Consider the following 14,817-nt stretch of genomic DNA (forward strand, 5'->3'; position numbering starts at 1 on the left):
CTTCAAGGGATTTTGTATCCAGAACAGGTAAGGTTTTTTCATGCACACGTTTGGCAACCGCCGTGATATCGACGGATTACGGGCACTGGCGGTTATTCCCGTCGTACTGTTTCATTTCGGATTCACTACATTCAGCGGCGGTTTTGTCGGCGTTGATGTGTTCTTCGTCATTTCCGGCTTCCTGATCACCTCGATCCTGTTCCGCGAAATCAGCGCCCAGCGTTTCAGTTTTCTCGACTTCTGGGGACGTCGTGCCCGGCGCATTTTGCCGGCATTGACCGTGGTCGTGGTGGTGACACTGGCGTTGGGCTGGCTGTTGCTGACGGCCAAAGACCTGGCCGAACTGGGGCGGACGATTCGTTACCAGTCGCTGTTCATTTCCAACATCCTGTTCATGCGTGAAGACGGCTACTTCGCGCCCGCCTCGGAACTCAAGCCGTTGCTGCATACCTGGTCGCTGGCGGTGGAGGAGCAGTACTACATCTTCTTCCCGCTGATGATGGTGTTGCTGATGCGGTATGTCCGCCATTGGCGCTGGATGTTGTTTGCCGTCCTGCTGGTGTCGTTCGGCTTGAACATCATCTACATCGAGCGCAGACCTGAATTCGCCTTTTTTGCGCTGCCGACCCGCGCTTGGGAACTGCTCTGCGGGGCCATGCTGGCAGTGTTGCCCGTGCCCAAGCATGTTGCGCGGCCGTGGCTTCGTCAGTCTGTCGGCCTGACCGGAATGGCGGCAGTACTGGTGGCGATCTTCACCTTCGACAAAACCACGGTGTTCCCGGGTTGGGCGGCGCTGCTGCCGGTGTTGGGCACGACAGCGTTGATCTGGTCAGGCGCCCAGGGCCCGACGTGGGCTGGCCGGTTGTTGAGTGTCCGGGCTCTGGTCTGGATCGGCTTGCTGTCCTACTCGCTTTACCTGTGGCATTGGCCGGTTTACGTGTACGCCAACGCGATCTCCATCGACGGCATCCAGCCGCTGGAAGCAATCGGCTGGATGGCACTCGCGTTGGCGCTGGCCTGGCTGAGCCTGCGTTACATCGAACTGCCGTTTCGTGAGAAGCGTGTATTCGCCAGTCGTAATTCGGTGTTGGTCGGCGGTTTGGTGTCGATCACTGTGCTGGCGATCACCGGCTCGGTGATTCGCTCGGCAGACGGTATACCACAGCGTCTGACCGGCAAGGCGCTGGAATATGCGCAATCGCGCGAGTGGAATGCCGGGCAGTCGAAGTGCATGCATCTGAGCACGGACAAGGCACTGACCAAATCCTGCCTTGTGGGTGGCGATCAGAAAATTGCGGCGACAAAAATGTTCTGGGGCGACAGTCACGCCGCTGCATTGCTGCCGGCCATCGAAGGCAATGCCGGGCGCAACGTGCAGCCGGTGTGGTTGTACAGCTTGACTGGATGCCCGCCGATCATCGATGACCACTTGCGCCCTCAGTGCAAAGACTTCAACCAGCGCAACATGGACCGTGTCACGAGTCTGGGGATCAAGGACGTGGTTCTGGCGGCGAACTGGAGCCTCTACGTTTATGGTCGTGAAGACGGCGATGGCGATCTACAGTTCCTGCTCGATCGCAAGGACAACCCACGCCAGGCAGAGCAGCGCATGGCCGCCGCCCTCAAGGCGCAAGTGGCCGAGCTGCGTGAAGCGGGTGTACAAGTCTGGCTGTTCAAGGAAGTGCCGCTGCAACACAAGAGCTTCATCGACCGTCTGACCAGTCTGGCGCGCATCGGCCGTTCGGCAGAAGGGCTCGGTCGTCCGCTCAACGAACATCTGGCGCGCCAGCAGTTTTTCACTAACCTGTTCGGCTCGATGAGCGCCGCTGATTCCGGCATCCACGTCATCGATCCGACGACGCTGATGTGCAAGGACGGCTTGTGCGCCATCGATGTCGACGGCCACTCGCAGTACAAGGATGCCGATCATCTTTCCGACGTTGGCAGCGCCAGACTGAGCCCATTGTTTGCGCCGTTGATGCTGGGCACCAGCGACAATTGATTGATGCCGGGCTCTGACGGGCTGCTGTTTGCCCGTCAGAGCAGGTAGGATGTACGCCTATTTTGAGGGTGCCATCGTCAATGAAATTCAAGGATCTTCGGGATTTCGTGCAGCAGCTTGAGCAGCGCGGAGAGTTGAAACGCATCCAGATTCCCGTCTCGCCGGTGCTGGAGATGACTGAGGTGTGCGACCGCACGCTGCGGGCCAAGGGCCCGGCGCTGCTGTTCGAGAAACCCACCGGCTATGACATTCCGGTGCTCGGCAACCTGTTCGGCACCCCTGAGCGGGTAGCCATGGGCATGGGCGCCGAGTCGGTCAGCGAGTTGCGCGAAATCGGCAAGCTGCTGGCCTTCCTCAAGGAGCCGGAGCCGCCGAAGGGCTTGAAGGACGCGTGGTCGAAGCTGCCGATCTTCCGCAAGATCATCTCGATGGCGCCGAAAGTCGTCAAAGACGCGGTGTGCCAGGAAGTGGTCATCGAAGGCGACGATGTCGACCTGGCGATGCTGCCGGTGCAGACCTGCTGGCCCGGCGACGTCGGCCCGCTGATCACCTGGGGCCTGACCGTCACCAAAGGCCCGAACAAGGACCGCCAGAACCTCGGCATCTACCGTCAGCAAGTGATCGGCCGCAACAAGGTAATCATGCGCTGGCTCAGCCACCGTGGCGGCGCCCTCGATTTCCGCGAGTGGTGCGAAAAGCATCCGGGCCAGCCGTTCCCGGTATCCGTGGCCCTGGGCGCGGATCCGGCGACCATTCTCGGCGCGGTGACGCCGGTGCCGGACAGCCTTTCCGAATACGCTTTCGCCGGTCTGCTGCGCGGTAACCGCACCGAACTGGTCAAGTGCCGTGGCAACGACCTGCAAGTGCCGGCCACCGCCGAAATCATCCTCGAAGGCGTGATCCATCCCGGCGAAATGGCCGATGAAGGCCCGTACGGCGACCACACCGGCTACTACAACGAAGTCGACAGCTTCCCGGTGTTCACCGTCGAGCGCATCACTCACCGGATCAAACCGATCTACCACAGCACCTACACCGGCCGTCCGCCGGATGAGCCGGCGATCCTCGGCGTGGCGCTGAACGAAGTGTTTGTGCCGATCCTGCAGAAGCAGTTCCCGGAAATCACCGACTTCTACCTGCCGCCGGAAGGCTGCTCATATCGCATGGCCGTGGTGACGATGAAGAAGTCGTATCCGGGGCATGCCAAGCGCGTGATGCTCGGTGTCTGGTCGTTTTTGCGACAGTTCATGTACACCAAGTTCGTTATCGTCACTGATGACGACATCAACGCTCGGGACTGGAACGACGTGATCTGGGCCATCACCACGCGCATGGACCCCAAGCGCGACACGGTGATGATCGATAACACGCCGATCGACTACCTCGACTTCGCCTCGCCGATTTCCGGCCTGGGCTCGAAAATGGGCCTGGACGCCACCCACAAGTGGCCGGGCGAAACCACTCGCGAGTGGGGCCGCGTGATCGTCAAGGACGACGCTGTCACCCAGCGGATCGATGCCATCTGGAATCAGTTAGGAATAGATTGATGCGTGTAACCCTGCAGCCTTCCGGAGCGGTGCTTGAGATACGGCCCGGTGAGCGGATTCTCGACGGCGCGCGGCGCCTGGGCTACGACTGCCCGCAAAGCTGCCGCAACGGCAATTGTCACGTGTGCGCGGCGCTGCTGGTTGAAGGTCGCGTCGAGCAGGCCGGCAAAGTGCATGACCACGGTGAGTTCTACACTTGCATAGCCGAGCCGCTGGAAGACTGCATCCTGCTGTGGGATGGCGTGCTCGCGCTGGGAGAACTGCCGGTGCGCAGCCTGTCGTGTCAGGTCATCGAATGTCGTGAGGTCGGTGGCGACACCTGGCGCGTGCGTCTGCGTGCACCGGCCGGCAAGCCACCGCGCTATCACGCCGGGCAGTATTTGATGATCGAGCGCGAAAACGGCGAGAAGTCGGCGTTCTCCATGGCTTCGGCACCTCACGGCGGACGTGATCTGGAAATCCATGTGCTGGCGCGCGAAGCCAGTGCACTGAGCCTGATCGAACAGCTGCAGCGCAACGCGATGGTGCGCGTCGAGCTGCCATTCGGCGACACCCACCTGGCTGAATTGCCCGATGGGCCGTTGGTGCTGATTGCCGCCGGGACAGGCATGGGTCAGATTCACAGCCTGATCGAACACTGCCGCGCCAATGGCTTCAAGCACCCCGTGCATCTGTACTGGGGCGTGCGTCGTCCGGAAGATTTCTATGAGATCGAACACTGGGACGAATGGCTGAAGTTGCCCAACCTGTTCCTGCACAAAGTCGTCAGCGATCAGTGCGGTTGGGAAGGGCGCTGCGGGATGCTGCACGAGGCGGTCTGTGAGGACTTCCCGGATCTGAAACCGCTGCACGTCTACGCCAGTGGCTCGCCGGCTATGGTCTACGGCACTCTGGATGCACTGGTGGAAGCGGGGATGGATGCTCATCAAATGCGTGCCGACGTGTTCGCTTACGCCCCGCGCTCCTGATTCTTTATAACTCTCTATATAGCCGATCGGTATTTATGTAATTGCATAAATACCGCTAGGTTATATATCAGTCAGGCAATCAATTAAGAACTGTGCCATGGCACTCAAATTGCCTTGAAAGATATGTGCCTTATTGTTACAGCGGTGCGTTCTATTAAGTAATTCTTCACCCGCGGGGAGCTGAACGCTATTCGCCATGAGCGCCATTGAAAACGCTTTTCTGAATTTGAATTACCCTCCGCGGCTCGATCTTGGGCCGCAGCTGACGCACGAACAACTTCTCGCTTCCATGCAATCGACCATGGCGCGCCACAAGGGCGGGCCGGTGTGGCTGTTCGCGTACGGTTCGCTGATCTGGCGACCGGAGTGTTCGGCGGTGGAGCGGGTTCGCGGACGTGTGCATGGCTACCATCGCGGCTTGTACCTGTGGTCGCACGAGCATCGCGGTACGCCGGAAATGCCCGGTCTGGTGTTTGGTCTGGATCGCGGCGGTTCGTGCAGTGGCTTCGCTTATCGCTTGCCGGACGACAATCTCGACGCGGCGCTGTACGCCTTGTGGAAACGCGAGATGCCAGTGCCGTCCTACCGGCCACACTGGCTCAACTGCCGGCTCGAAGACGGTACTCAGGTGCAGGCGTTGGGATTTGTTCTGGAGCGACACCTGCCCAGCTATGCCGGCAACTTGCCGGATCACGTGCTGAGCCAGGTGTTCGCAAGCGCTTGCGGACGTTACGGCACCACTCGCGATTATGTCGAACAGACTGCCCACGCCCTGCGCAGCCACGCCATGCCAGACCGCAATCTGGAGGCGCGGCTCAAGCGCTGTAAGTCACAAAGCGATCAAGCGACCGCTTCACGGCTCTGACTGGCGACTTGCTTGTGCCACAGCGTCGGGGCCAGGAAGGCCATCGACAGCAGGCAAGCGCCTACCAGCAGCACGAAACCGCCATCCCAGCCGAAATGGTCCACGGTGTAGCCCATCGCCGCGCTGGCCGCGACCGAACCGCCCAGATAACCAAACAGACCGGTGAAACCCGCAGCCGTGCCGGCGGCTTTTTTCGGTGCCAGCTCCAGCGCCTGCAGCCCGATCAGCATCACCGGGCCGTAGATCAGGAAGCCGATCGAGAACAGCGCGATCATGTCGACGGTCGGGTTGCCGGCCGGGTTGAGCCAGTAAACCAGGGTCGCCACAGTTACCAGTGCCATGAACACCATGCCGGTCAGGCCACGGTTGCCACGGAAGATCTTGTCCGACATCCAGCCACACAGCAGCGTGCCCGGAATGCCCGCCCACTCGTAGAAGAAATAGGCCCACGAGGTTTTATCCACGGTGAAACCCTTGGCTTCCTTGAGGTAGGTCGGTGCCCAGTCGAGCACGCCGTAGCGCAGCAGGTAGACGAAGACGTTGGCCATGGCGATGTACCAGAGCATTTTGTTGCGCAGCACGTATTTGACGAAGATTTCCTTGGCGCTGAATTCGTCTTCGTGGCTGGCATCGTAGCCTTCCGGGTAATCGTTCTTGTACTTCTCGATCGGCGGCAGGCCCACCGATTGCGGGGTGTCGCGCATGGTGATGAACGCGAAAACCGCCACGCCCAGCGCCACGGCTGCCGGTACGTAGAACGCTGCATGCCAGTCGTTGAACAAGCCCATACCGAGCAGGAACAGCGGCCCGATCAGACCGCCGCCGACGTTATGCGCCACGTTCCATACCGACACCACGCCACCGCGTTCCTTCTGCGACCACCAGTGCACCATGGTCCGGCCACTTGGCGGCCAGCCCATGCCCTGGGCCCAGCCGTTGATGAACAACAGAATGAACATCATGGTCACGCTGGACGTTGCCCAAGGTGCGAAACCGAAAATGAACATCACCCCGGCCGAGACCAGCAGGCCGAACGGCAGGAAGTAACGCGGGTTGGAACGGTCGGACACCAGGCCCATGAGGAATTTCGACAAGCCATAGGCAATGGCGATAGCCGACATCGCCAGACCCAGATCGCCGCGGCTGTAGCCTTCGTCGATCAGGTACGGCATGGCCAGCGAGAAGTTTTTGCGCAGCAGGTAATAACCCGCGTAGCCGATGAAAATACCGGCGAAGATCTGCCAGCGCAGGCGTCGGTAGGTGCTGTCTATTTTTTCTTCAGGCAATGGAGCCTGATGTGCGGCAGGACGAAAGAAAGCAAACATTCAAGAGCTCCAGATTTCTTGTTTTGACTGCGGATGCGAATGTTACAGTTTCGTTACCGAAAATAGCACCGGTTCGCATCGAGCAAATAGCGGAAAATGTTGGAAGTCGCGCGTTCCTTTACGAACCTGTCGCTCAGCTGTAAGAACAGGGCGTTTTTGTCGCGCTCGGAATGTTGTGTCTTAGACTCGCGATCTATGGATCGACTGATTTCGCGAGATAAACGATGACCCCGAAAATTCGCAGGCTATTGCCCAGACTGTTGATGGTCGCAGCGGTGGCTGTTTCAGTGTTGGCACTGAGCCTCGCCCAAGGTTCTGCGGCGCCAGGCTTGCGCAACGTCACCGTGTTGATCGTCCGTCATGCGGAAAAGCCTGATGTCGGCCGTGAACTCAATGCCCGGGGCGAACAACGCGCTGCGGCTTATGCCGACTATTTCACGCCGTTGAAACTGGATGACCAGACGCTCACCCCTCAGCGCCTGATCGCTACCGCCGACAGCCCGGAAAGCATGCGACCACGGCAAACATTGATCCCGCTGTCCCAGCGCCTGCAACTGCCCATCGAACAGCCTTGCGCCAATAACCAGGTCGACGAACTGGTTAGTCTGCTGCGCAAGCACAATCAGGCGAAAACCGTGCTGATTGCCTGGCACCACGGCCATATCAACAAACTGATTGCCGCTTTCGGCGGCGATGGCGCGGCGCTGATCGGCCAACCGAAATGGCCAGTGGATGTGTATGACTGGCTGATTGTTCTGCGCTTCGATGACAAGGGGCAGTTGATCCAGTCTCGTAGTCGGAAGGTTCAGGAACAGTTGATGCCCGGTGACGTTGCCGTCGCGAACGGCAGTTAAACATCCGTCAGAAAAATTACCTGCGACTATTCGCGTAGTAGGTTCGCCTGATTTTCCGAGGGAATCAGGGAAACGTCCTGCATGCATCGGCGAACCTGCGCCATTCAGTTAAAAGTCGTTGCTCAGTAACCTTTGTGTTGTTGCCGGATAGGGCAACTCACTAGGGAAGGGCAGGATCATGCGCTGGTTTTTTGCTGGTTTTTGGTTGTTGGTCGGCTGTTCTGCGCTGGCCTCAGAGGTGTTTTTGATACCGGAAAACAATCCCAAGCCGATTTATCCTCTAGAGCTGCAAAGGGCAGGTGTAACGGGCGAAGTGAAGGTTCGTTTCGTCGCCAGTGCTGATGGCTCAGTCGGCGAAATCAGCATTCGAGAGAGCACTCACCCTGACTTTTCCGATGCGGTTCGAGTCGCGATAGCGCAGTGGCGTTTCAAGCCTTGGACGGTTGAAGGCGGTAAACCTGAGCAACAGGAAATCATCGCGCCGATGATTTTCAGGCTCGATTTGGATCAAACCATTCACGTCAACCAGCAACTGAAAGTCTTGCGATGCGGTACGGTTAACGAGCATCTGGCCAATATTGCCGAGTATTCATGGATCGATTCTGCGGTGTTCGCACAAACTCGCGCCTATCTATCAAACGTCTTCCATAAAACTCAACTGCCGGATGAACAGCGCTTGGCGATGATTGCCAAGATGAACCAGCAGGTTGAGAGGATCGTCAGAGGGTGTCGAGAGAGCCCTACGCGCAAATTCATAAGCCTGTTGCCCGCGGAGATTCGCGAGTTGCTTTGATAACACAGGCCAGAACGACCGAGCCGGGCATTCTGGCCTGCATCGAAAGATCACTCAGCGCACCTGCACCACTACCTTGCCCACGGCCTTGCGCTGGCCAAGATCATTGATCGCCTGCGCCGCATTGCTCAATGAGTACACCTGCGACACCAGCGGTTTCAACTTGCCTTCGGCAAACCAGCCGAACAATTGCTGGAAGTTCGCCGCGTTGTCCTGTGGCTGGCGCTGGGCGAAGGAGCCCCAGAACACGCCAAGTACTGCTGCGCCTTTGAGCAGGGCGAGGTTGACCGGCAGTTCCGGGATGCGCCCGCTGGCGAAACCGACCACCAGCAATCGGCCGTTCCAGGCGATGGCGCGGATGGCTTGATCGAACAGATCGCCGCCGACCGGGTCGTAAATCACGTCGGCGCCCTGGCCGTCGGTGAGGCGTTTGATCTCGTCCTTGAGGCTGGATTCGCTGTAGTTGATCAATTCATCGGCGCCGGCAGCCTTGGCCACCGCGAGTTTCTCCGCGCTGCTGGCGGCGGCGATCACGCGGGCGCCCATGGCTTTGCCGATTTCCACGGCAGCCAGACCGACACCGCCGGACGCACCGAGCACCAGCAGGGTTTCACCCGGTTGCAGGTTGGCGCGTTGTTTGAGGGCGTGCATCGAGGTGCCGTAGGTCATGCTGAACGCGGCGGCGGTGTTGAAATCCATCGACGGCGGAATCGGCAGCACGTTGTAGCCCGGCACCGCGACCTGCTCGGCGAAGCTGCCCCAACCGGTCAGCGCCATGACCCGGTCACCGACCTTGAGGTGGCTGACCTTTTCCCCGACTTCGCGCACTACGCCAGCCGCTTCGCCACCCGGCGAGAACGGGAAGGGCGGCTTGAACTGGTATTTGCCCTCGATGATCAGCGTGTCCGGGAAGTTGACTCCGGCGGCGTGCACGTCCAGGAGGATTTCGTTCTTCTTCGCGACAGGGCTGGCGACGTCTTCCAGCACCAGCGATTCGGCAGGGCCGAAGGCTTTGCACAGCACGGCTTTCATCAGGGCTATTCCTTTGGGAGTGATGGCCGATAAGTGTAGGTGTGTGAATCAACGGGTCAACGAGCATGCCCGGCCCTGATAGTCAGCCATAAGCTTGTGCTTGCGCGGCGGGTCGTTATGCTAGGCCGCAAACCGGATAAGGAGCGAATTGTGAAAGCGTGGATCATGTTGTTGCTGGCCCTGTCTCTGCCTGTGGCAGCGCTGGCCGAAGAAGCCAAAGAAGGCGAGGCGCCGAAGGTCAACTACATCACCCTGAGCCCGCCGTTCGTGGGCAACTATGGGCTGGACGGCACGCCGAAGCTGAAGGTCTACAAGGCCGACGTGGCGCTGCGTGTGACCGGTGAGGAGGCGACCAAACTGGTCAAGGCCAACGAACCGCTGATTCGCAATCAACTGGTGGCGCTGTTCACTCAGCAGACCACCGAGGCGATGGGCAGCATCGAAGGCAAGGAAAAACTGCGTCAGGAAGCGCTGAAGCAGACCCAGCAAGTGATGAATGACGAAACCGGCAAGCCGGTGGTTGAAGACTTGCTGTTCAACAACCTGATCATTCAGTAAGTACGTTGGCTGCTGTTCAGGACGCCAGGCTTTTGCGAAAACGTGCCAGGGCGATGACGAAGAACAGCAGGCCGATGGCCGTCAGCGCCAGCAAGTCCGGCCAGACCACGCTCAGCCCAGCGTCGCGAAACAGAATCGCGGCGCTAAGGCTGACAAAATGCGTGGACGGTGAGCCCTGCATGACCCACTGCAGCCATTGCGGCATGCTGTCCAGTGGCGTGCTGCCTCCCGACAGCAGCAACATCGGGATGATCACCGGAATCGCCAGCAAGCCGAACTGCGGCGTCGAGCGCGCCAGGGTCGCCAGAAAGATCCCCAACGCGGTACTGGCAAACAGATAAACCGCAGTCACCAGCAAAAACAGACTCATCGAGCCGGACAACGGCACGCCGAGTGCGCCTTTGACCAACACCTCCAGCGACAGCCAGGTGCACAGCACCACCACCAGCAGGTTGCTCCAGATTTTCGCCAGCATGATTTCCAGCGCCGTCAGCGGCAGCACCAGCAAATGGTCGAGCGTGCCGTGCTCGCGTTCGCGCAGCAGCGCAGTACCCGTGAGGATGATCGCCAGAATGGTGATGTTGTTGACGATCTGAATCACCGCCAGAAACCAGCCACCCTCCAGATTGGTGTTGAACAGCGCGCGGGTGGTCAGTTGAATCGGCGTCTTGCTCGCGGCATCGCTCTGGCCGCCATAGGCTTGCAGTTCGCGCTGGAAGATCCGGCTGATGTAGCCAGCGCCCATGAACGCCTGGCTCATCGCGGTGGCATCGACGTTGACCTGAATGGCCGGTTGCCGCGCCGCCAGTAGATCGGTTTGAAACCCCGCCGGAATGTTGATGACGAAGGTGTACTGGCCGCTGTCCATGACCTGGTCCAGTTGCGGGTAGGGGAGCAACACTGGCGTCTGGAATTCGGGCGGTTGCAGGGCCTGGGCCAACTGGCGCGAGAGGGCGCTGTGGTCTTCGTCGACGATCGCCACGCTGGCGTTGTGCACGCCGATCACCGAACCGGCGGCGGGCATGTAGATCGCCACGGTGAAGGCGTAGAACAGGAACAGCAACAACACGCTGTCGTGGCGCAGGCTGGTCAGTTCCTTGAGCCCCAGGCGCAGGATGTGCGCGAACTTATGCATCAGGCCTCCTGCTTTTTCAGCATGATCAGGCTCAGCCCGGTAAACCCGACAAAGAACCCGAACAGCGCCAGGCACTGCGGCCACAGCTGTCGCAGGTCCAGCGCTTTGGTGAACGTGCCCACGGCGATGTCGAGAAAGTGTCCTGCCGGAAACAGCATGCCCATCACCGCAGCCGCTCCTTCCAGTGAAGAACGCGGCACGATCAGTCCAGAGAACTGGATGGTCGGCAGGCTGGTGATGATCATGGTGCCGAGGATCGCGGCAATTTGCGTGCGGGTGAACGCCGAGATCAGCAGGCCCATGCTGGTGGTCGCCAGCACATACAACAGGCCACCAAACGCCAGCGTCAGCAGGCTGCCCTTGAACGGCACGCCAAACAGCCAGCGGTTCATCGCCACCAGCAGCGCGAGATTGACCAGACTGACCAGCAGGTATGGCGCCTGTTTGCCCAGCAGAAACTCCAGGCGGGTCAGGGGCGTGGCGTAGAAGTTGGTGATCGAGCCGAGTTCTTTTTCGCGCACGATGCCGAGTGCGGTGAGCATCGCCGGAATGAACGCCAGAATCAGCGCCATGACCCCGGGGCCAATAGCGTTGACGCTGACCACGTCCTGGTTGTAACGAAAGCGCGTTTCAAGGCTGGCACCCGCCTGATGGTTCACTGCGGGGCTGCTCTGTTCGGCCAACTGTTGCAGGTTGGCCAGGTGCACGGCTTCGACATAATTGCGGCTGGTCTCGGCGCGGAACGGCATGCCGCCGTCCAGCCACGCCGCCACCGCAGGCTGGCGCCCGGCGTACAGGTCGCGGCCAAATCCGGGCGGGATTTCCAGCGCCAGTTTGATTTCCGAGCGTTGCAGGCGGCGGTGCAGCTCTTGAGCGTCGTGGATGGCTGGCCGCTCATCGAAGTAACGCGAACCGCGAAAGGCTTCCAGATAGGTTCGGCTCTGCGGTGTCTGGTCCTGGTCGTACACGGCAAACGCGAGGTTCTCTACGTCGAGGGAAATTCCATAGCCGAAAATCACCATCATGAAAATCGCCCCCGCCAGCGCAAAAGCCATGCGCACCTTGTCGCGCAGCAACTCCTTGCCTTCGCGGCTGGCCACTGCCAGCAGGCGACCGAGGCTGAAACCGCTCTGTTTGAGCGGCAGCGCATTGGCCGCTGGCGCCGTCGACGATTCACTCGCGGGCACCGAGTCGACAGTGCCCTGGGCTTGTTCCAGACAGGTCACGAAAGCGGCTTCCAGCGTCTCTCCGGCAAACTGACGCTGCAGCGCTGCCGGGGTGTCGCAAGCGAGGACTTTGCCGGCGTGCATCAGCGAAATGCGGTCGCAGCGCTGGGCTTCGTTCATGAAGTGGGTGGAGAGAAAAATCGTCACGCCTTGCTCGCGGGACAGTTCGATCAGCAGTCGCCAGAAGTCATCACGGGCTGCCGGGTCGACGCCGGAGGTCGGCTCATCGAGGATCAGCACCTCCGGACGATGCAACACCGCGACCGCCAGCGACAGGCGTTGACGCAGCCCGAGAGGCAGGGCACCGGACGGCTGATCGGCGACGCTGAGCAGGTTGAAACGCTGAATCAATGCGTCGATGCGTTGCGCGCTTTCGGCCTTGGGCAAGTCGAACAGACGGGCGTGCAGCTCAAGGTTCTGCCGCACGCTGAGTTCGCCATACAGCGAAAAGCTCTGGGACATGAAGCCGACCCGCTTGCGCGTGGCCAGATCCTTGGCGTCCACAGGATTGCCCAGCAGTGTCGCGCTGCCTTCGCTGGCCGGCATCAGCCCGGTCAGGACTTTCATGGTCGTGGTCTTGCCGCAGCCGTTGGAGCCGAGAAAACCGAAAATCTCGCCGCGACCGATGGCGAAGCTGACGTGATCCACCGCAGTGAAGTCGCCGAAGCGCAGCGTCAGGTCGTGGGCTTCGATGGCAATGTCGGTGGTGCCGCCAGTACGCGGCGGAATGACCAACGGCTGAGCGTCGTGATGACTGTCGCCCTGGAAGTGTGTGAAGGCTTCATCGAGTTTGCCGCTGGGGGTGACGGCTGCCAGCTCGCGGCTCAGACCGGTGGCAATCAACTGGCCGTTGTCGAGCATCAGGCAATGCTCGAACTGTTCGGCTTCTTCCATATACGCGGTGGCAACCAGCAGGGTCAGTTGCGGGCGCTCGCGCCGTACATCGTCGATCAGCTCCCAGAAGCGTCGGCGTGAGAGCGGGTCGACGCCGGTGGTCGGCTCATCGAGGATCAACAGATCCGGCTCATGGATCAGTGCGCAGCACAGGCCCAGCTTCTGTTTCATGCCGCCGGACAACTTGCCGGCGGGGCGCTCGGCGAACTTCAGCAGGTCGGTGGCGAGCAGCAGATTGTGCATGCGTTGCTCGCTGTCGGCTTTCGACAGGCCGAACAGCGTGGCAAAGAACTGGATGTTTTCGCGGATCGACAGCTCGGGATACAGGTTGCCGCCCAAGCCCTGGGGCATGAAGGCGATGCGCGCATACAGGGTGTCGCGGTGGCGGCGCTGCTGGATCGGCCCGCCGAGGACGTCCAGTTGCCCTTGCTGCAAGGCCTTCACGCCGGCGATCAGCCCGAGCAGGCTGGACTTGCCCGCACCATCGGGGCCGATCAGCCCGCAGCGGGTGCCGGCGGGCAGGCTGAAGGTGATAGCGCTCAGCGCTTGCTGTTTGCCGTAACGGTGCGCGATCGCGTTCGCCTGAACCGCGAGGCTGTTCATTGCAAATTGGCCGGCCAGGCAATCGGCGCGGTGCGCACATAACCGGCGCCGGGCATGCCGGGCTTGGCTTGCGGCACGGCGCTGGGTTGGGTCAGGCGCAGCTTGACGCGGAACACCAGTTTTTGCCGCTCGTCACGGGTCTCGACCTCTTTGGGGGTGAACTGCGATTTGCCGGCGACGAAACTGATCTTCGCCGGCAAGGGTTTGTCGGGCAGGGCATCGAGCAGCACCCGGGCTTCATTCCCTACGGCCAGACGCCCGGCCACCGAGGCAGACAGGTAGAGGTTCATGTACTGATCGTTGGGATCAATCAACAGCAGGACGCGGCCACCGGCTCCCAGCACTTCGCCGGGTTCGGCCATGCGCAACTGGATCACCCCATCAATCGGCGCGCGCAGGCTGCTGTCGTCGATTTCGCTGGTCAGTTGAGCGACCTGTGCCTGCGCCGCGCCGATCGCTGCAGCGACCGCCGACACTTGGGCGCGGGCCGCCGTCACGGCAGCATTGCCGGTGCCGATACGCGACTGCAATTGATCGATAACCTGGGCGCTGACGAAACCGTGCTTGAACAGCGACTGAGAGCGCCCCAGTTCCTGCTGGGCCAGCAGCAGTTCACTCTGGCGCAATTGCACATTGGCCTCGGCGGCGTTGAGGTTTTCCCGGGCGCGCAAGACTTCGGCTTCGGCCTGAGTGCGCTGGGCTTCGAGGGTGCGGGTGTCCATGCGCGCGAGCAGTTGGCCCTTGTTGACCTTGTCGCCTTCATCGACCAGCACCTCGGCCAGGCGTCCGGGTGTCTTGCTGGCGATCTGTACTTCGGTGGCTTCCAGCCGACCGTTGCCCATCGACAGCCCTTCGACCAGACGGCTGCTGATCGACATCCAGTAACCGAGCCCGCCGGCGGCGGCGAGTAACACCAGAAGCGACCCGGCGTATAAAAGTGAAGAGCGGCTGTGCGTCGACATGGGGGCATCCTGCGGCTGTGGCGTGCAGTCTGACTGTTCAAGCGTTCCAGTCG

At 60.7% G+C, this 14,817-nt stretch carries 12 protein-coding genes; 7 read left to right on the top strand and 5 right to left on the bottom strand.

The window, feature by feature from the left end:
* Positions 1 to 40 precede the first annotated feature (40 nt).
* The 4 genes from QZR14_RS03915 to QZR14_RS03930 all read left to right on the top strand — a co-directional run bounded on the left by QZR14_RS03915 (position 41) and on the right by QZR14_RS03930 (position 5,382).
* Positions 41 to 2,002 carry an acyltransferase family protein gene (locus tag QZR14_RS03915; protein WP_311995932.1) on the top strand — a complete coding sequence of 654 codons (1,962 nt, stop codon included), beginning with the start codon at positions 41 to 43 and terminating at the stop codon, positions 2,000 to 2,002.
* 80 nt (positions 2,003 to 2,082) lie between these two features.
* Positions 2,083 to 3,549: a 4-hydroxy-3-polyprenylbenzoate decarboxylase gene (ubiD, locus tag QZR14_RS03920; protein ID WP_095049380.1), complete on the top strand. Its 1,467-nt coding sequence runs from the start codon at positions 2,083 to 2,085 to the stop codon at positions 3,547 to 3,549.
* Positions 3,549 to 4,517, top strand: a complete 969-nt coding sequence (locus QZR14_RS03925) for a CDP-6-deoxy-delta-3,4-glucoseen reductase (protein WP_250605730.1) — start codon at positions 3,549 to 3,551, stop codon at positions 4,515 to 4,517. The genes ubiD and QZR14_RS03925 overlap by 1 nt, the downstream gene beginning before the upstream one ends.
* Before the next feature lie 196 nt (positions 4,518 to 4,713).
* Positions 4,714 to 5,382, top strand: coding sequence for a gamma-glutamylcyclotransferase (locus QZR14_RS03930; protein ID WP_250605731.1), 669 nt, complete (start codon positions 4,714 to 4,716; stop codon positions 5,380 to 5,382).
* On the opposite strand, the gene glpT is transcribed toward QZR14_RS03930, so the two are convergent.
* Positions 5,358 to 6,707 (bottom strand): glycerol-3-phosphate transporter, encoded by a 1,350-nt coding sequence (glpT, locus tag QZR14_RS03935; RefSeq protein ID WP_311995933.1) that lies wholly within the window; start codon positions 6,705 to 6,707, stop codon positions 5,358 to 5,360. The two genes, QZR14_RS03930 and glpT, sit on opposite strands and share 25 nt — an antisense overlap.
* Positions 6,708 to 6,931: 224 nt before the next feature.
* Here glpT and QZR14_RS03940 point away from each other — a divergent pair, with 224 nt between their 5' ends.
* Positions 6,932 to 7,561, top strand: coding sequence for a flagellar basal body-associated protein FliL (locus QZR14_RS03940; protein WP_311995934.1), 630 nt, complete (start codon positions 6,932 to 6,934; stop codon positions 7,559 to 7,561).
* A gap of 178 nt (positions 7,562 to 7,739) precedes the next feature.
* Complete coding sequence (locus QZR14_RS03945; RefSeq protein WP_311995935.1) at positions 7,740 to 8,354, top strand: energy transducer TonB; 615 nt, start codon at positions 7,740 to 7,742, stop codon at positions 8,352 to 8,354.
* A gap of 54 nt (positions 8,355 to 8,408) precedes the next feature.
* Here QZR14_RS03945 and QZR14_RS03950 read toward each other — a convergent pair whose 3' ends face one another.
* Positions 8,409 to 9,386, bottom strand: coding sequence for an NADPH:quinone oxidoreductase family protein (locus QZR14_RS03950; RefSeq protein ID WP_311995936.1), 978 nt, complete (start codon positions 9,384 to 9,386; stop codon positions 8,409 to 8,411).
* A 150-nt stretch (positions 9,387 to 9,536) separates the two neighbouring features.
* On the opposite strand from QZR14_RS03950, the gene QZR14_RS03955 reads away from it, so the two are divergent.
* Positions 9,537 to 9,944 carry a flagellar basal body-associated protein FliL gene (locus QZR14_RS03955; RefSeq protein ID WP_027610485.1) on the top strand — a complete coding sequence of 136 codons (408 nt, stop codon included), beginning with the start codon at positions 9,537 to 9,539 and terminating at the stop codon, positions 9,942 to 9,944.
* 16 nt (positions 9,945 to 9,960) lie between these two features.
* Here QZR14_RS03955 and QZR14_RS03960 read toward each other — a convergent pair whose 3' ends face one another.
* Genes QZR14_RS03960 through QZR14_RS03970 form a run of 3 tightly spaced genes read right to left on the bottom strand, consistent with a single transcriptional unit; the run spans position 9,961 to position 14,764 of the window.
* Positions 9,961 to 11,079 (bottom strand): ABC transporter permease, encoded by a 1,119-nt coding sequence (locus QZR14_RS03960; RefSeq protein ID WP_311995937.1) that lies wholly within the window; start codon positions 11,077 to 11,079, stop codon positions 9,961 to 9,963.
* Complete coding sequence (gene rbbA, locus QZR14_RS03965) at positions 11,079 to 13,802, bottom strand: ribosome-associated ATPase/putative transporter RbbA (RefSeq protein ID WP_311995938.1); 2,724 nt, start codon at positions 13,800 to 13,802, stop codon at positions 11,079 to 11,081. Before rbbA ends, QZR14_RS03960 begins: the two co-directional genes overlap by 1 nt.
* Positions 13,799 to 14,764, bottom strand: a complete 966-nt coding sequence (locus tag QZR14_RS03970; protein ID WP_311995939.1) for an HlyD family secretion protein — start codon at positions 14,762 to 14,764, stop codon at positions 13,799 to 13,801. The genes rbbA and QZR14_RS03970 overlap by 4 nt, the downstream gene beginning before the upstream one ends.
* Between the last annotated feature and the right edge of the window lie 53 nt (positions 14,765 to 14,817).

This window comes from Pseudomonas sp. rhizo66, assembly GCF_031931925.1.
Lineage (GTDB): Bacteria > Pseudomonadota > Gammaproteobacteria > Pseudomonadales > Pseudomonadaceae > Aquipseudomonas.

Excerpts from the sequence above, each read along its gene's own strand:
- QZR14_RS03970 (WP_311995939.1), bottom strand. The coding sequence starts at position 14,764 with ATGTCGACGCACAGCCGCTCTTCACTTTTATACGCCGGGTCGCTTCTG.
- QZR14_RS03915 (WP_311995932.1), top strand. The coding sequence starts at position 41 with ATGCACACGTTTGGCAACCGCCGTGATATCGACGGATTACGGGCACTG.
- QZR14_RS03930 (WP_250605731.1), top strand. The coding sequence starts at position 4,714 with ATGAGCGCCATTGAAAACGCTTTTCTGAATTTGAATTACCCTCCGCGG.
- QZR14_RS03950 (WP_311995936.1), bottom strand. The coding sequence starts at position 9,386 with ATGAAAGCCGTGCTGTGCAAAGCCTTCGGCCCTGCCGAATCGCTGGTG.
- QZR14_RS03940 (WP_311995934.1), top strand. The coding sequence starts at position 6,932 with ATGACCCCGAAAATTCGCAGGCTATTGCCCAGACTGTTGATGGTCGCA.
- QZR14_RS03960 (WP_311995937.1), bottom strand. The coding sequence starts at position 11,079 with ATGCATAAGTTCGCGCACATCCTGCGCCTGGGGCTCAAGGAACTGACC.
- ubiD (WP_095049380.1), top strand. The coding sequence starts at position 2,083 with ATGAAATTCAAGGATCTTCGGGATTTCGTGCAGCAGCTTGAGCAGCGC.
- QZR14_RS03925 (WP_250605730.1), top strand. The coding sequence starts at position 3,549 with ATGCGTGTAACCCTGCAGCCTTCCGGAGCGGTGCTTGAGATACGGCCC.
- glpT (WP_311995933.1), bottom strand. The coding sequence starts at position 6,707 with ATGTTTGCTTTCTTTCGTCCTGCCGCACATCAGGCTCCATTGCCTGAA.
- QZR14_RS03945 (WP_311995935.1), top strand. The coding sequence starts at position 7,740 with ATGCGCTGGTTTTTTGCTGGTTTTTGGTTGTTGGTCGGCTGTTCTGCG.
- rbbA (WP_311995938.1), bottom strand. The coding sequence starts at position 13,802 with ATGAACAGCCTCGCGGTTCAGGCGAACGCGATCGCGCACCGTTACGGC.